At 62.7% G+C, this 23,417-nt stretch carries 25 protein-coding genes and 1 riboswitch; of the genes, 11 read left to right on the top strand and 14 right to left on the bottom strand.

The window, feature by feature from the left end; genetic code table 11:
- Positions 1–40: 40 nt before the first annotated feature.
- On the bottom strand, positions 41–322 hold the full coding sequence (locus MESCI2_RS1000000138640; RefSeq protein WP_197031612.1) for a hypothetical protein: 282 nt from the start codon (positions 320–322) through the stop codon (positions 41–43).
- Positions 323–402: 80 nt separating this feature from the next.
- Here MESCI2_RS1000000138640 and MESCI2_RS0131240 point away from each other — a divergent pair, with 80 nt between their 5' ends.
- From MESCI2_RS0131240 to MESCI2_RS0131205, 8 genes are all read left to right on the top strand, one after another.
- The gene (locus MESCI2_RS0131240; RefSeq protein ID WP_027039918.1) at positions 403–1,170 is read left to right on the top strand and encodes a L,D-transpeptidase; all 768 of its coding nucleotides are present in this window, start codon (positions 403–405) and stop codon (positions 1,168–1,170) included.
- A 100-nt stretch (positions 1,171–1,270) separates the two neighbouring features.
- Positions 1,271–2,437 (top strand): diphosphate--fructose-6-phosphate 1-phosphotransferase, encoded by a 1,167-nt coding sequence (locus MESCI2_RS0131235; protein WP_027039917.1) that lies wholly within the window; start codon positions 1,271–1,273, stop codon positions 2,435–2,437.
- 44 nt (positions 2,438–2,481) lie between these two features.
- On the top strand, positions 2,482–3,201 hold the full coding sequence (locus MESCI2_RS0131230) for an MBL fold metallo-hydrolase (protein ID WP_027039916.1): 720 nt from the start codon (positions 2,482–2,484) through the stop codon (positions 3,199–3,201).
- A 246-nt stretch (positions 3,202–3,447) separates the two neighbouring features.
- On the top strand, positions 3,448–4,968 hold the full coding sequence (locus MESCI2_RS0131225) for a DegQ family serine endoprotease (RefSeq protein WP_027039915.1): 1,521 nt from the start codon (positions 3,448–3,450) through the stop codon (positions 4,966–4,968).
- Positions 4,969–5,118: 150 nt separating this feature from the next.
- Complete coding sequence (locus tag MESCI2_RS0131220) at positions 5,119–5,730, top strand: sulfite oxidase-like oxidoreductase (protein WP_027039914.1); 612 nt, start codon at positions 5,119–5,121, stop codon at positions 5,728–5,730.
- The gene (locus MESCI2_RS0131215; RefSeq protein ID WP_027039913.1) at positions 5,727–6,473 is read left to right on the top strand and encodes an FAD-binding oxidoreductase; all 747 of its coding nucleotides are present in this window, start codon (positions 5,727–5,729) and stop codon (positions 6,471–6,473) included. Before MESCI2_RS0131220 ends, MESCI2_RS0131215 begins: the two co-directional genes overlap by 4 nt.
- Positions 6,474–6,573: 100 nt before the next feature.
- Complete coding sequence (locus tag MESCI2_RS0131210; protein WP_027039912.1) at positions 6,574–6,807, top strand: AbrB/MazE/SpoVT family DNA-binding domain-containing protein; 234 nt, start codon at positions 6,574–6,576, stop codon at positions 6,805–6,807.
- A complete protein-coding gene (locus tag MESCI2_RS0131205) occupies positions 6,804–7,208 on the top strand; it encodes a type II toxin-antitoxin system VapC family toxin (protein WP_027039911.1) in 405 nt (134 codons plus the stop codon). Before MESCI2_RS0131210 ends, MESCI2_RS0131205 begins: the two co-directional genes overlap by 4 nt.
- A gap of 24 nt (positions 7,209–7,232) precedes the next feature.
- Here the strand turns inward: MESCI2_RS0131205 and MESCI2_RS0131200 are convergent, their stop codons facing one another.
- The 8 genes from MESCI2_RS0131200 to MESCI2_RS0131165 form a co-directional block, all read right to left on the bottom strand.
- Complete coding sequence (locus MESCI2_RS0131200; RefSeq protein ID WP_027039910.1) at positions 7,233–8,708, bottom strand: nucleotidyltransferase family protein; 1,476 nt, start codon at positions 8,706–8,708, stop codon at positions 7,233–7,235.
- A complete protein-coding gene (locus MESCI2_RS0131195; protein ID WP_027039909.1) occupies positions 8,705–9,382 on the bottom strand; it encodes a glycosyltransferase family 2 protein in 678 nt (225 codons plus the stop codon). Before MESCI2_RS0131195 ends, MESCI2_RS0131200 begins: the two co-directional genes overlap by 4 nt.
- Positions 9,382–10,134: a glycosyltransferase family 2 protein gene (locus MESCI2_RS0131190; RefSeq protein ID WP_027039908.1), complete on the bottom strand. Its 753-nt coding sequence runs from the start codon at positions 10,132–10,134 to the stop codon at positions 9,382–9,384. Before MESCI2_RS0131190 ends, MESCI2_RS0131195 begins: the two co-directional genes overlap by 1 nt.
- Before the next feature lie 55 nt (positions 10,135–10,189).
- Positions 10,190–10,924 carry a glycosyltransferase family 2 protein gene (locus MESCI2_RS0131185; RefSeq protein ID WP_081738946.1) on the bottom strand — a complete coding sequence of 245 codons (735 nt, stop codon included), beginning with the start codon at positions 10,922–10,924 and terminating at the stop codon, positions 10,190–10,192.
- Between the two features lie 14 nt (positions 10,925–10,938).
- Positions 10,939–11,985 (bottom strand): hypothetical protein, encoded by a 1,047-nt coding sequence (locus MESCI2_RS0131180; protein ID WP_027039906.1) that lies wholly within the window; start codon positions 11,983–11,985, stop codon positions 10,939–10,941.
- 47 nt (positions 11,986–12,032) lie between these two features.
- Positions 12,033–12,464, bottom strand: a complete 432-nt coding sequence (locus tag MESCI2_RS0131175; protein WP_027039905.1) for a PqqD family protein — start codon at positions 12,462–12,464, stop codon at positions 12,033–12,035.
- Positions 12,465–12,633: 169 nt separating this feature from the next.
- The gene (locus MESCI2_RS0131170) at positions 12,634–13,731 is read right to left on the bottom strand and encodes a hybrid-cluster NAD(P)-dependent oxidoreductase (RefSeq protein WP_027039904.1); all 1,098 of its coding nucleotides are present in this window, start codon (positions 13,729–13,731) and stop codon (positions 12,634–12,636) included.
- 25 nt (positions 13,732–13,756) lie between these two features.
- Positions 13,757–15,004, bottom strand: a complete 1,248-nt coding sequence (locus tag MESCI2_RS0131165) for an aromatic ring-hydroxylating oxygenase subunit alpha (protein WP_027039903.1) — start codon at positions 15,002–15,004, stop codon at positions 13,757–13,759.
- A gap of 115 nt (positions 15,005–15,119) precedes the next feature.
- Positions 15,120–15,321, bottom strand: a riboswitch (cobalamin riboswitch).
- Between the two features lie 510 nt (positions 15,322–15,831).
- Between MESCI2_RS0131165 and MESCI2_RS0131160 the strand changes: the two genes are divergently transcribed.
- From MESCI2_RS0131160 to MESCI2_RS0131150, 3 genes are all read left to right on the top strand, one after another.
- Positions 15,832–16,029, top strand: a complete 198-nt coding sequence (locus MESCI2_RS0131160) for a DUF680 domain-containing protein (protein WP_027039902.1) — start codon at positions 15,832–15,834, stop codon at positions 16,027–16,029.
- 86 nt (positions 16,030–16,115) lie between these two features.
- Positions 16,116–16,316, top strand: coding sequence for a DUF680 domain-containing protein (locus MESCI2_RS0131155; RefSeq protein ID WP_027039901.1), 201 nt, complete (start codon positions 16,116–16,118; stop codon positions 16,314–16,316).
- A gap of 68 nt (positions 16,317–16,384) precedes the next feature.
- Positions 16,385–16,621: a DUF680 domain-containing protein gene (locus tag MESCI2_RS0131150; RefSeq protein WP_023813652.1), complete on the top strand. Its 237-nt coding sequence runs from the start codon at positions 16,385–16,387 to the stop codon at positions 16,619–16,621.
- A gap of 80 nt (positions 16,622–16,701) precedes the next feature.
- Here the strand turns inward: MESCI2_RS0131150 and MESCI2_RS0131145 are convergent, their stop codons facing one another.
- From MESCI2_RS0131145 to MESCI2_RS0131125, 5 genes are all read right to left on the bottom strand, one after another.
- On the bottom strand, positions 16,702–17,814 hold the full coding sequence (locus MESCI2_RS0131145; protein ID WP_027039900.1) for an ABC transporter ATP-binding protein: 1,113 nt from the start codon (positions 17,812–17,814) through the stop codon (positions 16,702–16,704).
- 24 nt (positions 17,815–17,838) lie between these two features.
- Positions 17,839–19,503: an alpha-glucosidase family protein gene (locus tag MESCI2_RS0131140; protein ID WP_027039899.1), complete on the bottom strand. Its 1,665-nt coding sequence runs from the start codon at positions 19,501–19,503 to the stop codon at positions 17,839–17,841.
- 4 nt (positions 19,504–19,507) lie between these two features.
- Positions 19,508–20,662 (bottom strand): carbohydrate ABC transporter permease, encoded by a 1,155-nt coding sequence (locus MESCI2_RS0131135; protein ID WP_027039898.1) that lies wholly within the window; start codon positions 20,660–20,662, stop codon positions 19,508–19,510.
- A gap of 1 nt (position 20,663) precedes the next feature.
- Complete coding sequence (locus tag MESCI2_RS0131130; protein WP_027039897.1) at positions 20,664–21,677, bottom strand: carbohydrate ABC transporter permease; 1,014 nt, start codon at positions 21,675–21,677, stop codon at positions 20,664–20,666.
- 228 nt (positions 21,678–21,905) lie between these two features.
- A complete protein-coding gene (locus tag MESCI2_RS0131125) occupies positions 21,906–23,261 on the bottom strand; it encodes an ABC transporter substrate-binding protein (protein WP_027039896.1) in 1,356 nt (451 codons plus the stop codon).
- Between the last annotated feature and the right edge of the window lie 156 nt (positions 23,262–23,417).

The following is a 23,417-nucleotide window of genomic DNA, read 5'->3' as shown; positions in this document are numbered from 1 at the left end:
AAGAGGCGATTTCCCTGACTGCGCCAGCGGCGGATCGGTGTCAGTTCGCGCCGCTCAGCGTGCTCACGGTATCGGCCAGGCTGACATTGGCACCGAGAACGGTTGCCGCCGCGACAATGGCAGCGGCAAAAAGCTTGATGTCGGTTTTTAAGGTCTTGCACATGGAGGCCCCTCGCTGATGGTTCGAGGAGTAGGAAACGCCGGCGCCGGGAATATGACCCGGCCGAGGTCTTTTTGTGCAGCAGCCTTCGTTCAAGCTCAGGTAAGAAGGTCGAACATCGCCAAAGGCCACGCGCAAATGCAGGCTGTGCAAGGTCTTCACGCTTTATCAACCATGAATGATGAAAATGCCCGCTATCCGGCCGGACCGTGCTTCCCGCCGACAGCGTAGGGTCTGGGTATATGCGTGAGTTGCCGCAAGGTTTGACGCCGCCGCAAAATGGCGACGCAATCGAAAACGATCATCATCTTTCCCGCCGCGCCATCCTGTCCGGGGCTGGGGCGCTCGCGCTGCTGAGCGCCGCCGGTTGCTCGACCTCGGGCTTGGGGCTGCCGGCGCTCGAGCTCGACGACGTCACCACGGGTTCCGTGCGGCCGATCCGGCCAAGCATCAGCGTCGACAAGAACATCACCAGCCCCGGCGTCATGTATGCCGGGCTGACCGACGGCGGCTTCAATGTGCCGGAAGTGCCATATCTGAAGGTCAAGCCGGAATTCCGCCGCCAGATCGTCGTCGACACGACAGGCGAGGCGCCCGGCACCATCGTCGTCCATCTCAAGGAGCGCATGCTCTATCTCGTCCAGCCGGGTGGCGACGCTATTCGCTACGGCGTCGGCATCGGCAAGGATGGTTTCCGCTGGTCCGGCCGCGCCAACATCCAGTACGGCAGGGAATGGCCGACCTGGACGCCGCCGCCGGAGATGATCGCCCGCAAGCCTGAACTGGTGAAGTGGCAGGCCGGACAGCCCGGCGGCCTCACCAATCCGCTCGGCGCGCGTGCCCTCTACATCTACCAGGACGGCAAGGATACCGGCTATCGCATCCACGGCTCGCCCGAATGGTGGAGCATCGGTCAGGCGATGTCGTCGGGCTGCGTGCGCCTGATCAACCAGGACATCATCGACCTCTACAGCCGCGTCTCCAAGAAAAATCCGGTCGTCGTCGTCTGACGCTTATGCGGCGTGTTGGCGCCGCTCGAAACTCCCGTTGCGCGATGCGGCAAGACAGGCCAAGGTGCCTTGAAAACCATCGCGCCGGGAGAAATCAAGCATGGCTGGAACGTTTGTCATCGCGCAGGGCGGCGGCCCAACCGCCGTCATCAACCAGACGGTTGTCGGGGCGACGCTGGAGATCCGCAAGCGGCATCCCGGTGCCAAGGTGCTGGGCTCGATCCATGGCGTGCGCGGCATCCGTGACGGCAATTATGTCGACCTTTCCGCCATCCCCGAGGATCGGCTACGGCTGATTGCCGGCACACCGAGCGCCGCCCTCGGCTCGACCCGCGACAAGCCCGACGCCGCCTATTGCGATGTCATCCTCAACGGCCTGAAGAAGGCCGGCGCCGACGCCTTCATCTATATCGGCGGCAACGACACGTCGGGTACCCAGCAGATCCTGACCGACGCCGCCGGCGGCTCGATTGCCTTCGTCCATGCGCCGAAAACCATCGACAATGATCTTGAGGAAAACGACCACACGCCGGGCTTCATTTCGGCGGCCGAGTTCGTCGCCGGCGCCTTCCTGTCCGTCGATCTCGATTTTCGTGCGCTGCCCGGCATCTATGTCGGCATCGTCATGGGCCGGCATGCGGGCTTCCTGACCGCGGCCGCGGCCGCCTGGCAGCTCGACCCCGACAGCGGCCCGCACCTTATCTACGTGCCCGAGCGCCCATTCTCAGCCGCCGGCTTCATCGACGACGTCCGCGCCACGCTCGATCGTCACAAGCGCTGCATCGTCGCCGTTTCGGAAGGCGTCAGCACCGCCGACGGCAAGGCACTGGTCGAAAGCCTGGTGCCGCCGGACAAGCTCGAGCGCGACGCGCACGGCAACGTCAAGTTGTCGGGCAGCGACCTGCCGGCCGCACTCGAACGCGCGTTGGCGGAAGGCCTGCCCGGCAAGCGGGCCCGCGTCGATGCGCTCGGCTACATGCCGCGCGGCTATATCGGTGCCATCAGCGCGGTCGACGCGCAGGAGGCTTTCGATGCCGGCGCTTTCGCCGTCACCGTCGCCGAACAGGGCGGCGGCTCGGTGGCGCTGCAATATGACGGCACCAGAACGGTGCTGAAGAAAGTGCCGCTCAAGAACGTCGCCGGCAAGACACGCCACATGCCGGACGATTTCATGAGGCCCGATGTCAATCAGCTGTCGGATGCCGGCATGGCCTATCTCAAGCGGCTGGTGCCGGAAAAGTACAAGGTCGGGAAGCCCTTCGTCTGATGCCCGGCTCAAACTTGATGTCAGGCTCACGCTTGATGCCAGTGATGCCGGGCTGGTTCAGCAGGAGCGTCGTCGACGACAAGACGACGATGCTGACCGAGCCCTTCGTGCATGCCTATGTTCGGGCCAATATCTGGCATCTGCGCGGTCGCGATGCCGACCTGCTCGTCGACACCGGCATGGGCATCTGTGCGCTGGCGCCGCAGATCGAGACGGCGGACGGCAAGCCGCTGCTGGTCGTAGCCACCCACATCCATCTCGACCATGTCGGCTCGCTGCATGAATTCTCGTTGCGGGCCGGGCCAAGGATGAGCGCGGAACAATTCGAGAGCATGGATGAGGCGGCGACCTACGCCTACATGTTCCATGACCTCGAGGGTGCCGTCTCGAAACTGCCGGCGCCCGGATGGAAGTCGGCGGACTACAGGATCCCGCCCGCGCCGTTGACGCGAACCCTGGACGAGGGCGATGTCGTCGATCTTGGCGACCGGCAATTCCGCGTGCTGCATCTGCCGGGCCATTCACCGGATTCGATCGCGCTGTTCGACGAGGCCGACGGCCTGTTCTTCAGCGGCGATGCCATCTACGACGCCATGCTGATCGACGACCTGCCGGATTCCGACCGAGCCGCCTATATCAGCACGATGCGGCGTCTGCTCGACCTGCCGATCCGCATCGGTCATGGTGGACACGGACCGAGCTTCGACGGCAAGCGCATGCGCGAGATTGCCACGGCCTATCTCGAGCGAACCGCCGGGGTCTGAAGCTCCAGCGAGGCAGCAAGGCGCGGCCCGACGACTTCGCGACCTGCCGCCGTGCGGATATTAAATCTTCGTAAGGTCGCCCGAAAACCCTAAATCGGGCCAATCCACGCCCTAGATTCAAGGCCGTCGATCCGGTTGGCTGCCATGTAGGCGAGACGGGCAATTGCGACCTCGACACGCCGATGACCGATTTCCCGCACGGGAGAGGCCACGGCGCTGGATCAACTCTCGCCCGGACAAACGACCATGTCAGATATCCTTCGCAGACATCGCGTCGCGGCCTTGCTGGGCGCTGCGCTGATCATATCCCCCTTCGTCATGTCTTTCGCCCAAGGCGAGAGCAACACCATTCCGACGACCCAGACGCCTGTCGCCGGCATCACCGCGCCCAATGGCTCGTTCGCACCCATCGTTGCCGCCGACAAGCCGGCGGTAGTGACGGTCACCACCGTCATGAAGGCACAGCCTGAAACGATGAGCGATGCCTCTCCTTTCGACGGCGGCTCGCCTTTCGATGATTATTTCCGCCAGTTCTTCGGTGACCAGGGCATGCCGACGCCCAAGACGCCGCCGCAACAGCAACCGCAGCGCGCCGAGGCGCTGGGGTCTGGCTTCATCGTCGGCGCGGATGGTACCATCGTCACCAACAATCACGTCATCGATGGCGCCTCTTCGATCAAGGTTACGCTCGACGACGGCACCGAACTTCCGGCCAAACTTGTCGGCCGCGATGCCAAGAACGATCTCGCCGTACTCAAGATCAAGTCGGACAAGCCCCTGCCGACCGTCAAATGGGGCGATTCCGACAAGCTCATGCCAGGCGACCAGGTGCTGGCCTTCGGCAACCCGTTCGGCATCGGCACCACCGTCACGGCAGGCATCGTCTCGGCGCGCGGCCGCGACCTGCATAGTGGCCCGTTCGACGATTTCATCCAGATCGACGCGCCGATCAACCACGGCAATTCCGGCGGCCCGCTGGTGGATGTCGCCGGCAATGTCGTCGGCATCAACACGGCAATCTATTCACCCAATGGCGGCAGCGTCGGCGTCGGCTTTGCCATTCCGTCGGACCAGGCCCAGAAGGTGGTCGCCAAGCTGATGAAGGGCGGCTCCATCCAGTACGGCTATCTCGGCGTTCAGATCCAGGAGGTGACACCGGATGTCGCGAGCGCCATCGGGCTCGACCATTCCGGCGGCGCACTGGTTTCAGAGGTCAACGGCGGTTCGCCAGCGGCCAAGGCCGGCATCGAGACGGGTGACGTCATCACCAGCTTTGCCGGGCAGGACGTGAAGGACCCCAAGGACCTATCGCGGGCAGTCGCCGATGTCGCGCCGGGCGCCCGGGAAACGGTGGATGTCTGGCGCAAGGGCAAGCCGATGCGGATTTCCGTCGATGTCGGCCAGAACAGCGCCGATGCGAAGACCGCGTCGCTGGACGACGGGTCCGACGCGCAGAGCGCCGGGCGCGCTCCGGCGATAGGGCTCGGCTTGATGGATATAACGCCCGACATTCGCCAGCAGATGAACCTAGCCGGCAAGCAGCACGGCGCGGTGGTTGCCAGCGTCAACCCCGACAAAGCGGCCGCCGCTTCCGGAATTCAGGCCGGCGACATCATCGTTGCCGTCAATCAGGTGCCGGTCAAGAACGCCAGGCAGGTAACCCAGGCGATCGCCTTGGCCGGCAAGTCCGGCAGGAAATCGGTGCTGTTGCTGGTCGAGCGTGGCGACGCTCAAATGTACATCGCGGTGCCTTTCGCCAATGGCTGAGAAATGGCGCTGACGTGAACATGGGACCGGCAGGTCCATCGGTGACGATCCCGCCGGTCTGCGCCCGTCAAGATTTCGGTTGCCCGTCACGACATCTTCGAGAACATTGCGTCAGGCCGATAGTGGCCTGATTGCATGGGGATTGCCGCTATGGTCACCCGAGGTTTCTCTTCAGGACGGCGCCCGCCAACCGATGGCGATGCCCGCATCCCGCCGGGCCAATATCTGGAGCAGGGTTTTCCGGTGCTGTCGGCCGGTCCGACGCCGCGCGTGCGTACGCAGGATTGGTCTTTCACGCTGAAACATGGGCCACGCCCGATCAAGAAATGGAACTGGGCCGAGTTCAACGCGCTGCCGTTGACCAAGATGACACGCGATATCCATTGCGTGACAGCATGGACCAAGTTCGACACGCCGTGGCAGGGCGTGCTGGTCGACGATATCCTTGCCGATGCGGGTGTGGAGCCGCCGACCGGCTTCACGCTGGCGCACGCGTTCGACGGTTACACCACCAACGTACCGGTCGCGGATCTCACCGCCGGCAAGGCCATGGTGGCGCTGCTCTACGAAGGCAAGCCGATCACACCGGACCATGGCGGCCCGGCAAGGCTGCTGGTGCCGCATCTTTATTTCTGGAAATCGGCCAAATGGTTGAACGGCCTGCAATTCACCACGCGCGACGAGCCCGGTTTCTGGGAATTGCGCGGCTACCACATCTATGGTGACCCATGGCGCGAACAGCGCTACATGGATGATCCATGAGCGATGCGGCGGCAGTGCAGTCGCCCTGGCAAACAGCCGGCATCGTCCGCATCGAAAAGCGCACGCCGCGCGTCACCAGCTTCTTTTTGCAGCCGTCTCGGCCGTTCGCCTATCGCGCCGGGCAGCATGTCGACGTCAGGCTGACGGCGCCGGACGGCTATCAGGCGCGCCGCTCCTATTCCATCGCCTCCGCGCCCGAAACGCATGGCGTAATCGAACTGGCGATCGAAAAACTCGACGATGGCGAGGTCTCGCCCTTCTTCCACGAGGTCGCGGCAGTGGGCGATGAATTCGAACTGCGCGGGCCGCTTGGCGGGCATTTCGTCTGGCCCGAGGATGAGAGTGGGCCGCTTGTTCTGGTCGGCGGCGGTTCGGGCGTCGTGCCCTTGATGTCGATGCTCCGCCACCGCGCCGCGCGTAATTCAGCGGTGCCCGTCGTCCTGGTCTTTTCGGTCCGGGTCTGGGACGAAGTGATCTTTCGTGACGAGTTGATCGCCCTCGACGAACGCCAGGACGGCTTCGACCTGGTGCTGACACTGACGCGCGAAGCCGCACGCCGCCCGGCCGACTATGCGCGGCGGGTGGACGTCGCGATGATGGTTCAAGCCATGACGCGGCTGCCGGAGCCGCCTGGCGTCGCCTTCGTCTGCGGCTCCAATGCCTTCGTGTCCGCCGCCGCCCAGGCCCTGATCGATGCCGGCCTTGCAGCCCAAAAGATTCGCACCGAACGCTACGGAGTTTGAACGGACTCTGACGGTTCGGTCGAGACACGATGCTTCAATCCTTGAAAATCGACCGGTGAGGTAATACCTTGTTGAAACATGGTATTACCAAGGAATGAAGATGGCCACCACCGTTACGGCAAAGGGACAAGTGACCATTCCCAAACCCGTCCGCGATCTCCTTGGGATCGTCCCGGGCAGCAGGGTCGATTTCCGGCGCGCCGCCGATGGCAGCGTGGTGCTGGCGCGTGTTGACAAAAAGCCGCCTGTAAGCCGCTTCGCCAAGCTGCGCGGCCATGCCGGCGAGGGGCTCACGACCGAGGCGATCATGGCACTGACGCGTGGCGAAGTGTGACGTTCGTCGACACCAACGTTCTGCTCGATCTTGTCACGGACGATCCCAATTGGGCGGACTGGTCGATCGCGCAGCTCGAGGCAGCGAGCCTCGAAGGGCCATTGTTGATCAATGATGCTGTCTATGCAGAACTTGCCGTTCGCTACATCAGAATTGAGGATCTTGAGTCATTTCTGGATGCGGCCGGTCTCGAAATGGCTCCGATGCCAAGAGCTGCGCTTTTCCTTGCTGGAAAGGTATTAACGCAATACCGCCGATCGGGAGGATCGAGGACCGGCGTCTTGCCCGACTTCTTCATCGGCGCCCATGCCGCCGTCGCCAGGCTTCCGCTGCTGACCCGTGATGTCGGTCGCTACCAGACCTATTTTCCATCCTTGAGGCTGATCACTCCGGACCCCTGATAGCTGCCGGATGGGCCTTCGCCTTCAGCCGACCGGTGAGAAATCCGCCGACAGCAACTGGAAAGGCAAGGCGCCATAGGCGGCCACCGTGGCCGCGTCGTTCCACTCGCGAAACTGTCGCGATGGTCGCGCCTCGAGCGTTAAGGCAACTCGCGCGCCGTCGAGCGTCACCTTGCCGCGAAAATGCAGCACGCGTTCCCTGCCGGATCGGCTGATGGCGATGGCGCGCAGGCGAGCAATATGCTCGCCACCGTCATTGATCTCCATTTCGATGCGGCGCCGGACCGGCGGAACGCCGATCCTGACGGTGATATCGAGCATCATGTCGCCGGTCGTTTGCGGACAGGCGATGGCCTGCGAAAACACCTGTGGCGCCGATACGGCTTGCGGCTTGCTCGCGGCCGGTCTGCCGCGCCAAGGTTTGGCGGGCGGCTCCTGCTGCAACCGGCCCTTCTTCCGCTTCAGGCGCAACTGCTTGGCAAGCCCGCGCGACAGCCAGACCAGGCCGCCGAAATCCGTGCGCGGCTTGGCTTGCAGAACCGACGACCAACGCGACAGGCCGGCCCGGTCGGCCATCTCGAAGATTCTGGCCATTGTCGGTTCCGGCACCGGAATGCCGATCTCGAACGTCAAATAGGACAACGCCACCGCCGCTGGAACCGCCAGCCTGCGTCTGCCGACGATGTCGAGGAACATGTCCCAATCGACGTCTTCGCCATGGATGGCGACCGCGCAGTCGACAAGCCAGTCGCTGTGGGTATGGGCGTCGAGGCCGCCATGGGCGATGGCCAGGGCCATGCGATCGGCCGGCGACGGCACGAAGACCGCGACGCCGCTGAATTGTGCCGGGACCGCCCGTTGCCAGATCGCCAGGTCGTCTTCCGCGCTCGTCTGCGACCCGTCATAGCCGAGCTGGTGCAGGTCGATGTCACCGAAACGGCCCTTGAAGAAGTTCATCGACCGCAGCGACGCCAACCGGGTTCGCAGATATTGCGCGCTGACGCCCGAGGCGATCTGCCAGTCGCGATCGCGCAAGATGTCGAAGACGGCAGCCATGTCGCGCGGGCGCACCAATATGTCGATATCATGCGCCACCCGGCCACGCTGCGCCGACGCGTTCAAGGCAATGCGGCTGGCGCCCTTGATCAGCATGATGTCGGCGCCGCCGTCGGCCATCGCCTTCAGCGCCGGCTCGGCCTCGCGCATCGCCATGCGCGACTTCGTCCACAGCATCTTCTGCAGGCCGACGAGGCGCGGATGGGCGGTATGCCCGGCCAGCTTCCTGCCGAACCTGTCGGAGATGGCGGCGAGCAGGCGATGTTCTCGAAACGAGACGAGGTCGATGTCGTTCTCGTCCAGCCAGCGCGCGGCACAGGCAGCGGCTGCGTCCTCATCGGAGAGCAGCGCCGCCTTCAGCAACAGGTCCAGCTGGCCGGTGGGCCACGACCAGCCATAGTCCGGAAAGCGGCGGCCGATGCGGCGAACGGGCGTGGCGTTCAACTGGAACCTGCCTTGTTCTGGGCTCGCCGCTGCATGGCGAGCCTTGCGACCTGGAGATAGCCCCTGTCGCGTGCCGGATCGCGGCCGTAGGAAAGGCTGCCCGGACGGATGCGGCGCAATGCAAGCACGTCGTCGAGCATGGCAAGGGCAAGGCCTGCCTCACGAACCCGGGCGATCCAGTCGATCATCTCGCCGCGACCGCCTGGTGGGTCGATGATGGGACCGACGCTCGGCACCACCTGCTGGCGGATCATCATCGTCGTGCGCGACCAGCCCGCTCCACTGGCCGCATCGGGTAGATCGGGCCTGTCGCCGCGAAACGTCCGCCAGTGCGTAAAGACGCCCGCGGTCCCGGGGTGACGGCCGAGATAGGCCAGCTGCTGTTCTATCTTGTCCGGCAGCCACAAATCGTCGGCATCGAGTGTCGCGATGAGCGGCGTCGAGAGTGCCGCAATGCCGCGGGTCGTTGCGCTGCCAGGTCCGGCGTTGTCCTGTCGCAGCACCGTCACCGGCAGGTTCATCGCATCGATCACCGCAGCCGTATCGTCGGTTGAACCGTCATCGACCACGACGATGGCCTCCGCCTTTGCCGTCTGGGCCAGAACGGAGTTCAGGGCCGCGCCTATGGTGGCGGCCGCGTTGAAAGCCGGAATGACGACGCCGTAGCCTGCCATCAAAGGAACCGCCACTGCGCGAGATCCTTGAAGTCGAAAATCCCCTCCACCCGGCGCAAGCTGGGGTCGGCCTTGCGACGCTTCATCGACTTGTGAATGGCGCGCATGAACTCGCGAAAGGGCACATCGGCTTCCTTGGTCATGTTGCCGGGATGACGCCTGTAATAGAGAGCCACCGTATCGGGCATAACGTATTTTGCCTGGCTCTCAAAGATACGCAACAGATAGTCGGTGTCCTCGGCCTGTTTGAAATCCTCGTCGAAACCACCGGTGCGCTCGATGAGGTCTCGCGCAAAGATCCCGGCGGACAGGTGGATCCCTCGCACGGTGATGGAGTGGCTGTCGGCGGCCGGTTCCAGCGTCTCGCCATCTATCTTGTCTATCAGCGTCATGCGCGAATAGGTCAGGTCGAGGCCAGGATCCTCTTCGAAGCAGGCGAGATCCGCCTTGAAGCGCCCTATCGGGGAGATGTCGTCCGAATCGAGAAACGACACCAGACGAGTCTGCGGCAGCAACTGCTTCAGCCCGGCATTGCGCGCTTTGGTGACCCCGCCATTGATCTGCTGGAAAAGACGAATGCACGGGGCCTCGTCGATCAACGACCGTACGACGGCTGCCGAGCCATCGGTCGACCCATCGTCGATGACGATGATGTCGAGATCGATGTCTTCGCGCTGCCTGAGCAACGAGCGCAGCGCGAGGCCAACGAATTGTTCGCGATTGTAGACCGGCATGATGACGCTCAGCCTCATCGGCGTCTCCAGCAGCGTTGCGGGCTTGGCTGATCCGACCCGATTGTGTCGAGCATCATAGCATCCGCCAATCGGCGGGGCTCTTCAATTCGAAGATGCCCTGAACCTCTCGCCGTGACGGATCGGCCTTGCGCCGCCGCATCGACTTGTGGATCGCGCGCAAGTGGTTGCGGACCCTGCCGCTATGCTCCCTGGTGACATTTCCGGCGTGGCGTCGGTAGTAGATCGCGACGGCGTCCAACAATTCGTAGTTCGGTCCCGCCTCGAAAACGCGCAGCAGATAGTCGGTATCCTCAGCCTGCTCGAAATCCTCATCGAACTCGCCCGTCCTGTCGACAAGCCCTCTGCTGAACACGGCGGCGCTCAGCGAAATTCCCCGAAGCGTCATCGTGTGGCTATCGACAGCCGGCTCCAGCCGCTCGTCGTCAATCCTGTCAGCCAGCGTCATCAGCGAATAAGTCAGCTCGAGGCCGGGGTCTGCTCTGAAGCGCGCAAGGTCCTTCTTGAAGCGCCCGGCCGGCGAGATATCGTCCGAATCCAGGAATGACACGAACTCCGCATCCGGTGGCAATTGCCGCAGCCCGGCGTTGCGCGCCCTGGCTACGCCCATGTTGGATTGCTGGAACAGTCGGATGCAGGGGTTTTCGCGCATCATCGAGCGCACGGCCTCAGCAGAGCCGTCGGTCGAGCCGTCGTCGATGACGATGATGTCGAGATCGGCGGCGTCCCGCTGCCGCACCAGCGAGCGCAATGCCGAAACGACATAGCGCTCACGGTTGTAGACGGGCATTATCACGCTCAGTTTCACGAAGCGCCCCGCGCGAGAAAGTCCGCAATCGTGGCGGCTATCTCCTGTGGCTGCGTCCCCAGCGACAGACGGTAGCACGGCAGCAGGCGGGTCAGGTCGCTGAAGAAGCGAAAGCCGCTCTCCCGCTCGCCCGGCATCTGCGCTATGCCGGACGGCGCCAAGGCAATCATGGCATCCCTGCGCGACACCGGCACGATCGAACTTGCCCCGCCTCCGCCGATATGTGGCACCAGCAGCGCAACGATGTCCAGAGTTTCGGGCACCGGCCGGGGCGCGATGTCATGAATGTGAAAAGCATGCTTGCCTTGCCAGTTGAGCGGACCATGCGCTTTTAGCCGATGCTTCAGCCCAAGCCGAACGAACCCCTGGGGATCTTGTTTGAGTGTTGAAAACAACGGGCGGGCAGTCACGCCGTTGGCAAGGTCGACCAGCACATAGTCGTCGCCGACGCTGTCCAGCCCGTGGAGCAGGCCGGCTGCGACGGTTCCGGATTTCCCGGCGCCGCCCGCGCCGGCCAACAGCACGCCCTTGCCCTTGGTGCCGAGCGTCCCCGCATGGGCCAGCCGCATGCCACGTGCCGCATATTCCCAATGGAGGAAGGGGCGCAGCGGCGCTCCCGGCTCCCACGGTGGAAAGGCATCGGCCGAGGCCATCAATTGCACGCCAACGCGACGTTGCGGATCGTAGAACTGCCAGAAATCCAGGTCGTGGAAATGGTTGCCGCGCAATCCGGCTTCCGCCAGCCGGGTGGCGAAGCCATGCTGCGTGAAGGGCCCCTGGCCCCAACTTGCCGGTACCGCGATGCCGTCAATACCGGGATGTGCGACGAAGACGCGGCAGATGTCGGCAGGCGCTCGGTCCGGAGCCGTGATAAAGCCGTGAGCGACGGCATCGGCCAACGCGCCGGCGCTCACATGCGCGGTCAGATCCAGATGCGGCAAGCCCACCTTGCGGGTCAGCGGATAATGCGCGGCGCTGCTCTCCGCTTGCGCCAGGACATGGCGTGCGTAGTCAGTCAGGTTTTCGAGAGTGACGTTCGGCATGGTCTGCCTGTTCCGGAGCTGTCCGGCAACGAGAACCTGATGGCGCTTCAGTTGACCTGCTTCACCGCGGGCCAGCCGAGGGGCTCCTCGACCTCGTGGATGGGGTCGACGACAATGAGATCGGCGAGATCGTCATGGATGTCGACCTTGAGGGGCTCTCTGGCAGCGGCGAGCTGAGCCAGCAATTCGCTTGGAGCCGGTCTTGCCACGCCATCGATTACGGCCGCCAGCAAACCGAATTCGAGCAATTGTGAAACAAAGCCGTCAATCGCGGCGGCATCGAGGGCGCCAATTCCGGTCGCGGCGCCGACCAGTTCGGAGGCAGGCACGCCGGACGACAGTGCATCCCAAAGTCTGCTGCCTGAATCAGAGAAGCCGAAATATTTGCCCGTGGTCAGGTCAAGAACGACGGCTTCGCCATCGAAGGATTCAAAGACGATATCCTTGCTGGCAATGGCATATACGCCGGACTGTCGCATGTTTGCTCCCCGCCGAAGCAGGCCGCGGAGACGATCTTCGGGCCCTACGGTCAACCCCACCGTTGCAGGCGTCTAACCATTTGCAGGGTTTTTGGCAAGATGGCGCAGGCCCGGGCGAGCGCAGCTTCAGGCTGCGCAGGCATGGACAGTCTCTGACCATGCTTGCCGGTCACGCTTCGATTTCAAGCGCCGAAAGCGGCTTCGAGCAACAGGCGAGGATAAAGCCGTCCTCGATTTCGTGATCGAGGATGCCGCCATTGTGGCTCATCTCGACGTCGCCCGCGACCTTCCTCACCTTGCAGGTGCCGCACAGGCCGAACTCGCAGGCGGCGGGAATCCGCACTCCCGAGGCGCGTGCCGTCTGCAGCACGGTCTGGCCGGCGACGCATTCGGCATCGACATCGGAAAGCGAGAACCGGATCGGTGTCACGGCCTCGACGGCAGCAGCGCCGTCTTCTGCCGGCGGCGAGAACGGCGCCGGGATGTCCTCCACGGCAGGCGCAGCAAAGCTTTCCTGATGGTATTTAGCCATGTCGAAGCCGGCGGCGTCCAGCATGCCGCGCACGGCGCGCATGAAGGGATCGGGGCCGCAGCAGAAGATCTCGCGCTCGCGGAAATCGGGTGCCAGCAATGGCAGCCGGATCGCGTCGATGCGGCCCATATGGCCGAACCAGCCCTCGCGGCTCGACCGCTCCTCGATCATGAAGCCGAGCGACAGGCCGGGCATACGGCTGCCGAGCAGCTCGAGCTCCTTGCGGAAAATGATCTCTTCCGGGCGGCGCGCACAGTTGACGAAGCCTACATCTGTCCATGGCGCACAGTCGTTCAGCCAACGCAGCATCGACATCATCGGCGTCACGCCGGAGCCGGCCGAAATGAACAGATATTTGGCCGCCGGGTGGCTGTGCAGCGAGAAGTCGCCGGTCGGCCCATAGGCCTTGACGTGCGAACCGGGCGTCAGATGGTCGAACATCCAGCGCGTACCGGTGCTGCCCGCCTGCGCCTTGACCGTCACCGCGATCGAGAACGGTCGCGACGGCGAGGACGACAGCGTGTAGGTGCGCATCAGCGGCCCGTCCGATGTCGGCAGTTCCAGAGTCACGAACTGTCCCGGTTTGTAGCGGAACCAGGTCTGGTTGTCGGAGCGGAAGGTGAAGGTCTTCACGTCAGGCGCTTCGTCGCTGACGCCGATCACTTCCAGCACCTGCAGCCTGTCGTTCCAGGGCGTCATCTGGTCGAGATGGCGATAGAGGCCAAGGTCCGTCATCGCATTCATCCTCTTGTCCCCTGGGCTAGGCGACGCTGCGCAAGGCCGGCCGGCCGCCTTCGGCAAGGCGCGGTCCGATGAACGACGCGTACCACTCGACGAACTGGATCACGCCGCCCTCATGCAGCTCCGAATAGGGGCCTGGTTCATAGGCCGGCGACAGGATGCCGAAGGCGTTTTCCTCCACGATGCGGCGGTCCTGGTCGTTGGTCTCGGTCCAGACATGGGTGAGCTCAGCGAGGTCGTAGTCGACGCCCTCGACCGCGTCCTTGTGGACGAGCCATTTCGTCGTCACCGCGGTTTCCGTGGCACTGATCGGCAGCACGCGAAAGGTGACCGCGTGGTCGCCGAGGATATGGTTCCAGGTCGTCGGATAGTGATAGAGCAGCAAGGAACCGATGCGGTCGGTTGAAACGCTGTCGGACAGGTTCTTCTGGACCGCCCGTTTTCCCGTCATGGTGTAGCTGACGGCATCGCGCAGCAGCGGCGCGCGGGTGGCGCGGTACTGCCCTGCCGGATCGATGCGGAATTTGCTCGGCAAGCCTGATGCCTCGCATCTGGCCCAGTGCGCGACCATTTCAGGGTCGCTGTCGGCGCCTTGGACGCCGGTCACGGTCGGAGCCTCGGGGAAGGTCTTGCACAGCTCGGGGTGATTGGCGGCGCAGTGGTAGCACTCGCGGTTGTTTTCCCAGACCAGCTTCCAGTTGCCCTTCTCGACGATCGTGCTCTCGAAGGCGATCTTTGCTTCACGCAACCGGTGCGGCAAAAGATAGGGTTCGATCATCGCCCGCATCGGCGCGAAATCCGCCGGTTCCTTGGCCAGGCAGATGAAGATGTAGCCGCCGACGCTCTCGCAGGCGACCGGCTTCAGGCCGAAATCACTCTTGTCGAAACCGTCGGCCATCTGGCGGGCAAACAGCAGGCGGCCGTCCAGCTCATAGGTCCACTGATGATACGGGCAGACGAGCTTTGCCGCCGTACCCTTCTCCGTGTTGCACACGCGGCTGCCGCGATGGCGGCAGGAATTGTGGAAGGCGTTGATCTTGCCGTGCTGGTCGCGGACAAGGACCACCGGATAGTCGCCGATCTGCACGGTGATGTAGCTGCCCGGCTTCGGCAGTTCGCAATCATGGCCGATGAACAGCCAGTCGCGATACCAGATCAGCTCCATGTCGAGCTTGAAGTAGTCTGGATTGGTGTAGAAGGGCTGCTCCAGCGAAAAGCCTTGCCGGCGGCTGTTCAAGAGCCTCAGCATGTCGTTGCGGGTATCCATGTCCTGTCCTCGTTTCTAAGGACTGAACTGGTGGTGATGGAGGAAGGATTGAAACGCAGGCCGGCTGTGTGCCGGACATGCGCTATCCACCTCTTGACCGCCCACCGCGATCAGTCGAGTCTAAAAATCTCGGGCTGGTTTCCGGGCTCTGGAGTTGTCCTTGCGGACCATCGCGACACCTTCCCAGGCAGTTGCCCAGTGGTCTCCCGTTGCGACTTGAACTCCACCACCGTTGCGGGGGCAGCGCCGGATTCTGACCGGCTTCCCAATTCTCCGCCCCGTCGTCACGAAGCGGCACCTGAGATGGCATGATCTAACCACGATCAGCGGCGTGCCGTCGGCATGAAAACGACATCGTATCCATGCGGCGCGACACGGCATTCGAAACGTCACCGCAGATCGTCGAGGGCCGAAATTCCGCCTCCCGGGCGGCCATTTGCCGGCTGCGATCTTCCCTAATCCGACCCTTGGCGGGGGTCAAAAAAGGTTAACGGTTTCGAAAAGTGACTATTAGCTTGCCCTAAAATCGAACCGAACGGTTCGTTTCTGTTGACGGTGCGTGCAGGACGGTGTGAACGCTGGGCCTTTGAAACAGTCAGTGATCCATCGGATGGCTAAACCTAACATACTGATATAAAGAAGAAAAATGTACCCGTAGATTCCCTTGGCACAATTTCAAGGTGTGGATTCATGGTCCACACGGAACAACTTCGTGATTGGAAAACGCAGGGTTGCCCTCCCACATCGGGGCTGTCCGAACGACGCGATTTCATTTCCAAGACACGCCGCTAGACGGACGGAAAAAAGACGATACTGGAGTACCAAAAATGAAAAAGATCATTCTCACTGCCGCAGCCCTTCTGGCCATTTCCGGCAGCGCCTTCGCTGGTAGCGACCACTACGGTTCGAACGCCGCGGCAGCCACTGCTGTCGACAGCTCGTACACCGCTTCTACCAAGAAGTCGGAGCCGGCTGCTCAGGCGCCTGCCCAGGGTGCCGACCACAACCTCTTCGGCAACAACTAACAGCCGATTCCCAGTCGACGGCGGGCTCGCTCGCCGCCCTGGCGAAATTCAGACATTCGAAATTCAGACATTCAGGAGTATTTAAGATGAACAAGATCCTCATTGCTGCCGCCGCCGTTCTGGCCATCACCGGCAGCGCTTTCGCGGGCAGCGACAACTACGGTTCGAACGGCTCCAATCAGCCTGCCGCCGCTGTGGACCAGTCGTACACGGCTTCCACCAAGACCTCGGAACCGGCTGCCCAGACGCCCGCTCAGGGCAGCGACCGTAACCTCTTCGGTCGCTAATTACCAATTTCGCAACCGACGGCAGCTGTGTCTGTCGTCTGGCGAAATCCAGAATTCAGGAGACTAAAATGAACAAGATCCTTATTGCTGCCGCCGCCGTTCTGGCCATCACCGGCAGTGCCTTTGCCGGCAGCGACAACTTTGGCTCCAACGGCGCCAACCAGCCTGCGGTTACTTCGGTAGACAGCGCGCATACGAGCTCGGTCCGCAACAGCGGTGGCCTCGTCGAGAAGCTGCTCAATTCGTCGGGCGACGTAGAGAAGTCCGCCCCTCAGGGCAGCGACCGGAATCTCTTCGGCCGTTAACAGCCGAGGCTGATCTTCAACAAAAGAGCGGCCGGCCTAGCCCGCCGCTCTTTTTGTGTCCAAGACTCGATCCTGCTGCCTCAGGCCGCTTTCGCTTCAGCCTCATGAAGGGCAAACGACCGTCCGTCAGCGTCGAAGATATGCAGGTCCTCGCCATTGGCGCTCAGCCGCAATGTCGAACCGCGCTTGACCTCGACATTGCCGGGCAGCTTGGTCACCAGCGGCAGGTCGGCGCGGCCGATGTCGACATAGACAAGCTGCACCTCGCCGAGTTGCTCGACATAGTCGACCGTCCCCTCGAACAGATAGTCCGCGCCGCTGGCGATGATCAGGTCCTCCGGCCGCACGCCGAAACTCACCGCAGCGCCCTTTGCCGAGGCCGGCGTCGCGATCGGCACGGTCGCCTTGCGTCCGCCGACATGGCTGACGACGGTCGGGTTTCCGGTCTTGTCGATGGTCGCGGGCAGGATGTTCATGGCCGGCGAGCCGATGAATTGCGCAACGAACAGATTGCCGGGCTTCTTGTAGAGATCCATCGGCGTGCCGACCTGCTCGATATGGCCGTCCTTGAGCACCACGATGCGGTCGGCCAGCGTCATCGCCTCGACCTGGTCGTGGGTGACGTAGATCATGGTCGTGTTGGGCATCGATTCCTTGAGCTTGGCGATTTCGATGCGGGTGGCGACGCGAAGCGCCGCGTCGAGGTTCGAAAGCGGCTCGTCGAACAGGAACACCTTCGGATTGCGCACGATGGCCCGGCCGATGGCGACGCGCTGGCGCTGGCCGCCCGACATCGCCTTGGGCAGGCGGTCGAGATATTTGGTCAGCTGCAGGATCTCGGCGGCCTGACGCACGCGGCGGTCGATCTCGGCCTTGTTCTCTTTGCCGATCTTCATCGAGAACGCCATGTTGTCGTAGACGGTCATGTGCGGGTAGAGCGCATAGGACTGGAACACCATGGCGATGCCCCGTTTCGACGGCGGCACGTCGTTCACCACCTCGCCGGCTATTCTGAGTTCGCCGGAGGTGATTTCCTCGAGCCCGGCGATCGACCTCAGCAATGTCGACTTGCCGCAGCCCGACGGGCCGACGAAGACGATGAACTCGCCCGACTTGATATCGAGATCGATGCCGTGGAGAATGTTCAGATTGCCGTAGGACTTCTTCACTTGTCTTAGCGTGACATCGGCCATTGGTTTCCTCCAGTGATTGGAAATTCAGTCGAGACGCCCGAACCAGGCGCCGTAGCCGCCAAGCTCGATGGAACCGCTGTTCGCCTGCCCCGAAAATCCGTGCCCGGGCAGAGGTTGCAGCGATCGGCCGCCAAGGTCAACCTTGGCCGGCCCGGCTCCCAGATTGAAGACGCAGACGATCTGCTCGTTGCCTGCGCGGCGCGTGAAGGCGACGGTGTCGCCCTCACTTTCGATGAAGGTGATGTCGCCTTTGGCCAGCGCCGGATGGGCACGCCGGAAGCTGAGGAAGCGCCGGTAATGCTCGAGCAGCGAAGCCTCGTCGCCCTGCTGGACATTGACCGCTTGCGCCAGATGCTTGGCCGGCACCGGCAGCCAGGGTTTTGCCGAGGAGAAGCCTCCATTCTTGGCATCGCCATCCCACACCATCGGTGTGCGGCAGCCGTCGCGGCCCTTGAATTCCGGCCAGAAGCGGATGCCGTAGGGGTCCTGCAGATCCTCGAACCGCAGCTCTGCCTCACCGAGCCCAAGCTCCTCGCCCTGGTAGATGCAGACCGAACCGCGCAACGACATCAGCAGCGCCGAGATGACCTTGAGGTAGGCGGTCGGGTCGGCCTCATTGGCGGCCCAGCGCGAGGCCGGGCGCATCACGTCGTGGTTGGAGAAGGCCCAGCACGACCAGCCGTCGCTAGCGACCTTGCCGAAGGATTCCAGCACCGAGCGGACCTTGCCCGCGCTGATCTTTTCCGGCGCCAGGAAATCGAAGGAGTAGCACATGTGCACGCGCTTGCCGCCTGCGGTGTAGGCGGCGACCACTTCAAGCCCGCGCTGCGAATCGCCGACCTCGCCGACCGCTGCGGTTGCCGGATATTCATCGAGCAGGGCACGGAACCGTTCGAGGAAGCCGAGGTTCTCGGGCCGGCTCTTGTCATAGAGATGGTCCTGGTAGTTGTAGGGGTTGACCGCCGGCGCGGTCTGGTCGTTGCGCTCTTCCGGCGGCAGCGGCGGATTGTTTTCCAAGCCTTGGCTGTGGAAGTAGAAATTGATGGTGTCGAGCCGGAAACCATCGACGCCGCGCTCCAGCCAGAAGCGGGTGACATCGAGCAACGCGTCCTGGACCTCGTGGTTGTGAAAGTTGAGGTCGGGCTGTTCGGCCAGGAAATTGTGCATGTAATATTGCTGGCGGCTGGTGTCCCATTGCCACGCCGAGCCGCCGAAGATCGACAGCCAGTTGTTGGGCGGCGTGCCGTCCGGCCTGGCGTCTGCCCAGACGTACCAGTCGGCTTTCGGGTTGCTGCGGCTCGACCGGCTTTCCTTGAACCATGGATGGTTGTCGGCGGTGTGCGACAGCACCTCGTCGATCATCACCTTCAAGCCCAGCCTGTGTGCCTCGGCGGTCAGCGCGTCGAAATCGGCCAGCGTGCCGAACATCGGATCGACATCGCAGTAATCCGTCACGTCATAGCCGAAATCCTTCATCGGCGACTTGAAGAACGGCGAAATCCAGATGGCATCCGCGCCGAGTGCGGCGATGTAGGGGAGGCGGCCTATGATGCCCTTGAGATCGCCGATGCCGTCGCCATTCGAGTCCTGGTAGCTGCGCGGATAGATCTGGTAGATCACCGCGCCCCGCCACCAGTCGCGATCGATGGCAAGGTCAGGCTTCGAGCTGGCCTTCAAAGCGGATTGCATCGTCTCAGCCTCCTTTCACCGAGCCGGCAAGCAGCCCGCGGACAAAATAGCGCTGCAGCGAGAAGAAGACGATCAGCGGCACGATGATGGTCACGAAGGCCGATGTCGTCAGGATCTCCCAGTCGCCGCCGCGTGAGCCCAACAGCGCGTTGAGCTTGGCGGTCAGCACGATCTGGTCTGCCTCTGTACCGAGGAAAACCATCGCCACCAGCAGATCGTTCCATACCCACAGGAACTGGAAGATGGCAAACGAAGCCAGCACCGGGAACGACAGCGGCAAGACGATCTTGACGAAGATCTCGAAATCGCTGGCGCCATCGATGCGCGCCGATTCCATGATTTCGCGCGGCAGGCCGGCAATGTAGCTGCGTAGCAGGTAGATGGCGAAGGGCAGGCCGAAGCCGGTATGCGCCAGCCAGATGCCGAGATAGGTCTTCGATGGCATGCCGAAGAAAGCGCCGACGCCATTATAGAGTTTCAACAGCGGGATCAGCGACATCTGCAATGGCACCACCAGCAGGCCGATGATGACGGCGATCAGCAGCGCTCGGCCGGGAAACCGCATCCAGGCCAGTGCATAAGCGGCAAAGGCGGCGATCAGGATCGGGATGACGGTCGCCGGAATGGTGACGGTCAGGGAATTCATGAATGACCGTCCGATGCCTTCGGAGAACAGCACGGTTTTGTAATTGTCGGTGGTGAATTTCGGCGGCGCCGACGAAGCATAATAGACGCGCTGGCCGCGATCGCCTTCGAACGCTTTCGGGGACTGCATGATGAAGCTGCCGTCGGCATTGAGCTGCAAGGTCACGCCGTCGCCGAGATCGGCTGTCGTGCCGGCGGGATATTGCGTCGGTGTCGCCGATTTGACCCCGAAGGCACTGATGTCGCGCTTGGCGCCGTCGCCGAAGATATTGCCCTCGAGGACGAACTTGCCGTCCTTCTCGACTTGCGCCGAGGCGGGTGGGAGCCGGCCTGCTTCCGTCTGGGTGGAACTGGCGAAAGAGTTCCACCATCCCGAGGCGATGATCTGGTTCTTGTCGCGCAGTGACGAAACCAGGATGCCGAGCGTCGGTATGGTCCAGATCGCGACGAAGATGAGCACGGCGATGTGGACGCCAAAACGGCTGGCGAAGGAATTTCCGGTCGCGACGGCCATCTCAATGTCCCCCCGTCTCTTTGTTCGCCTGGCGGATGTTCCAGACCATGATCGGAATGACCGCGATCATGATGATGATGGCGATGGTGGCGCCGCGGCCGAAATCGCCGCCGCCGCGGAACATCCAGTCGAACATCAGATTGGCCAGCACCTGGCTGTTCCACTGGCCGTTGGTCATGGTCAGCACGATGTCGAACACTTTGAGCACCAGAATGGTGATCGTGGTCCAGACCACGGCGATGGTGCCCCAGATCTGCGGCACCATGATCTTCCAGAAGATCTGGAACGGATTGGCGCCGTCGATGACGGCGGCTTCCAGCGTTTCTTCGGGAATGCCGCGCAGGGCGGAAGACAGGATGACCATGGCAAAGCCGGTCTGGATCCAGATTAGGATGATCATCAGGAAGAAATTGTTCCAGAACGGCAGCGATATCCAGACCTGCGGCTGGCCGCCGAAATGCTGGATGATGGCGTTGAGGATGCCGATCTGGGTCTGGCCCTCGCCCCGATACTCGTAGATGAATTTCCAGATCACGCTGGCGCCGACGAAGGAGATCGCCAGCGGCAGGAAGATCAGGCTCTTGGCGACCGTGCCCCACCAGATCTTGTCGGTGAGCACGGCGATGATCAGCCCTAGGAAGGTGCAGGCGGCGGGCACGACCGCCAGCCAGATGATGTTGTTGAGGATCGAGTTGCGGAACTCGCGATCGCCGAACGCCCATTCATAGTTCGCCAGGCCGACGAAATTGATGCCGCCGCGATCGAGGAACGACAGCCGCAGCGTCTCGACCACCGGATAGATCAGGTAAATGGTGAGGATGATCATCGCGGGGCCGACGAAAAGCCATGGCCTGACCAGCCCTTGCCGGCGCAGATTGTCGATGGCCGCGGCACCCGCGACGCCGCGTGACGGGAATATCAGGTCGACCAGCTTGTTGGCGCCCCAGAAATAGGCGACGCAACCGCCGACGCCGACGATGATGACGAAAATGGCCGAGAAAATCTGAGCCGCCATGGGTCCCTCTCCCCCTGCGCATGACCCGACAAGGAATGACCTTGGTGACGGGGACCAGGCGCCGATTCAGTTGTTTGGAGCGCGTCATCGGCGGCTTGCGCACATTGCCGATCGCGCTTCATGTCAATGCGCTCATGACGAAAGGCTGCGGCACGGGCCACCGTCAGATCCGGGCCAGTACGGTCCGGATCCAGTGCGAGAATGGTTGGTCGTCTACGTGCCAGCCGTCTACTTGATGGCGTCCCAGCTCTTCTGGATGTCGGTGGCGACGTCCTGCGCCGACTTGCCGCCGACCAGGTCGATCATGCCGGTCCAGAACGCGCCGGCGCCGATCTTGCCCGGCATCAGATCGGAACCGTCGAAGCGGAAAGTCGAGGCATTGGCGAGGATTTCGCCCTGCTTCTTCAGCGCGTCGCTGGCATAGGCATCCTTGTTGACCGACTTGAGCGGCGTCACGAAACCGCCCTCGGCCATCCAGATCTCGTGGGCGAGCGGCATCTTCAGGAATTCGATGAACGCGCGCGAGGCCTTGGAGTCCTTGGTGATCATCGCCAGCGTACCGGCGCCGAGCACGGGCGTGCCCAGTTCAGGCTTGGAGGCATAGGGTGGGAAGTAGAAGAAGTCCGCGTCCTGACCGACCTTGGTGCCCTCCGGGAAGAAGGTCGGAATGAACGATGCCTGGTGGTGCAGGTAGCATTTCGGCGGCACCGAAAAGAGGCCCTTCGGGCTGTCGCGGAAGTCGGTCGCCGCAACCGCCTTGGCGCCGCCGTCGACCATCTTGTCGTCGGTCGCGATCTTGCCGAAAATGTCGATTGCGTTGACCACTGCGGGGTCGTTGAACGGAATCTCGTTCTTCACCCATTTGTCGTAGACCTCCGGAGGTTGGGTGCGCAGCATCAGGTCTTCGACCCAGTCGGTCGCCGGCCAGCCGGTGGCGCCGCCGGAGCCGAGGCCGATGCACCACGGCTTGCCGCCATCGGCGATGATCTTCTTTTCGAGATCGGCGAGTTCTTCCTGCGTCTTCGGTACCTTGTAGCCGGCTTCCTCGAAATTGTCCGGCGAGTACCAGACCAGCGACTTCACGTCGGCCTTGTAAGGGAAGGCGAAGAAGCCCGGCTTGCCGTCCTTGTCCTTGAAGGTGCCGAGATCGACCCATGACTGGCCGGCACCGTAATTGTCCTTGACCCATTTGGCGGTGTCGTCACCGAGCGGCGTCAAAAGGCCCTTCGACGCCAGGTCCTGGATGAGGCCCGGCTGCGGCAGCACGGCGATGTTCGGCGGGCTGCCGGCCTGCGTGTCGATGACGATCTGCTGTTCGTAATTTTCCGAGGAGGAGTATTTGATCTCGACGCCGGTGGCTTCCGCGAAATAGTCGAGAACGCCGCGCACCAGGCCTTCGTCCTCGCCGCGCCACGGTCCGAAGATCGACAGCGTCTCACCCTTGAGGTCGACTTTCTTGAGTTCTTCGTAGTTTGCCCAGTTGAAGCGCTTGTCTTCGCCGGGCTTGAACTTCAGTTCGGCCTGCGCGGGCGCGTTCAGGGCGAACGTGGCAAACGCAGCACCCAGCAAAAGCATTTTTTTCATCGGTATTCCTCCCAGTGGGTCTCACACACCGGACGGAACCTCCATTCCGCCCGCCGACGCCGCAGGACTGTGACTCAGTCGGAAAGGAACCGCAACCTTTCGAAGAGTCTTCCAAAGCGCTTTGGCTTTTTCGATCACGCCATTGAATCGCTGGGA

The sequence above is a fragment of the Mesorhizobium ciceri WSM4083 genome, from assembly GCF_000519305.1.
GTDB lineage: Bacteria > Pseudomonadota > Alphaproteobacteria > Rhizobiales > Rhizobiaceae > Mesorhizobium > Mesorhizobium ciceri_B.
Note: the sequence above shows the minus strand (reverse complement) of the source record. Positions and strands in the feature narration are given on the sequence as shown.

Bases quoted from the DNA above. Each gene is read 5' to 3' on its own strand.
- MESCI2_RS0131150 (WP_023813652.1), top strand. From the start codon at position 16,385: ATGAACAAGATCCTTATTGCTGCCGCCGCCGTTCTGGCCATCACCGGC.
- MESCI2_RS0131210 (WP_027039912.1), top strand. From the start codon at position 6,574: ATGGCCACCACCGTTACGGCAAAGGGACAAGTGACCATTCCCAAACCC.
- MESCI2_RS0131195 (WP_027039909.1), bottom strand. From the start codon at position 9,382: ATGGCAGGCTACGGCGTCGTCATTCCGGCTTTCAACGCGGCCGCCACC.
- MESCI2_RS0131190 (WP_027039908.1), bottom strand. From the start codon at position 10,134: ATGAGGCTGAGCGTCATCATGCCGGTCTACAATCGCGAACAATTCGTT.
- MESCI2_RS0131170 (WP_027039904.1), bottom strand. From the start codon at position 13,731: ATGACGGACCTTGGCCTCTATCGCCATCTCGACCAGATGACGCCCTGG.
- MESCI2_RS0131140 (WP_027039899.1), bottom strand. From the start codon at position 19,503: ATGCAATCCGCTTTGAAGGCCAGCTCGAAGCCTGACCTTGCCATCGAT.
- MESCI2_RS0131155 (WP_027039901.1), top strand. From the start codon at position 16,116: ATGAACAAGATCCTCATTGCTGCCGCCGCCGTTCTGGCCATCACCGGC.
- MESCI2_RS0131130 (WP_027039897.1), bottom strand. From the start codon at position 21,677: ATGGCGGCTCAGATTTTCTCGGCCATTTTCGTCATCATCGTCGGCGTC.
- MESCI2_RS0131125 (WP_027039896.1), bottom strand. From the start codon at position 23,261: ATGAAAAAAATGCTTTTGCTGGGTGCTGCGTTTGCCACGTTCGCCCTG.
- MESCI2_RS0131235 (WP_027039917.1), top strand. From the start codon at position 1,271: ATGGCTGGAACGTTTGTCATCGCGCAGGGCGGCGGCCCAACCGCCGTC.
- MESCI2_RS0131225 (WP_027039915.1), top strand. From the start codon at position 3,448: ATGTCAGATATCCTTCGCAGACATCGCGTCGCGGCCTTGCTGGGCGCT.
- MESCI2_RS0131145 (WP_027039900.1), bottom strand. From the start codon at position 17,814: ATGGCCGATGTCACGCTAAGACAAGTGAAGAAGTCCTACGGCAATCTG.
- MESCI2_RS0131175 (WP_027039905.1), bottom strand. From the start codon at position 12,464: ATGCGACAGTCCGGCGTATATGCCATTGCCAGCAAGGATATCGTCTTT.
- MESCI2_RS0131220 (WP_027039914.1), top strand. From the start codon at position 5,119: ATGGTCACCCGAGGTTTCTCTTCAGGACGGCGCCCGCCAACCGATGGC.
- MESCI2_RS0131215 (WP_027039913.1), top strand. From the start codon at position 5,727: ATGAGCGATGCGGCGGCAGTGCAGTCGCCCTGGCAAACAGCCGGCATC.
- MESCI2_RS0131185 (WP_081738946.1), bottom strand. From the start codon at position 10,924: ATGCCCGTCTACAACCGTGAGCGCTATGTCGTTTCGGCATTGCGCTCG.
- MESCI2_RS0131240 (WP_027039918.1), top strand. From the start codon at position 403: ATGCGTGAGTTGCCGCAAGGTTTGACGCCGCCGCAAAATGGCGACGCA.
- MESCI2_RS0131160 (WP_027039902.1), top strand. From the start codon at position 15,832: ATGAAAAAGATCATTCTCACTGCCGCAGCCCTTCTGGCCATTTCCGGC.
- MESCI2_RS0131165 (WP_027039903.1), bottom strand. From the start codon at position 15,004: ATGGATACCCGCAACGACATGCTGAGGCTCTTGAACAGCCGCCGGCAA.
- MESCI2_RS0131180 (WP_027039906.1), bottom strand. From the start codon at position 11,985: ATGCCGAACGTCACTCTCGAAAACCTGACTGACTACGCACGCCATGTC.
- MESCI2_RS0131135 (WP_027039898.1), bottom strand. From the start codon at position 20,662: ATGGCCGTCGCGACCGGAAATTCCTTCGCCAGCCGTTTTGGCGTCCAC.
- MESCI2_RS0131230 (WP_027039916.1), top strand. From the start codon at position 2,482: ATGCCGGGCTGGTTCAGCAGGAGCGTCGTCGACGACAAGACGACGATG.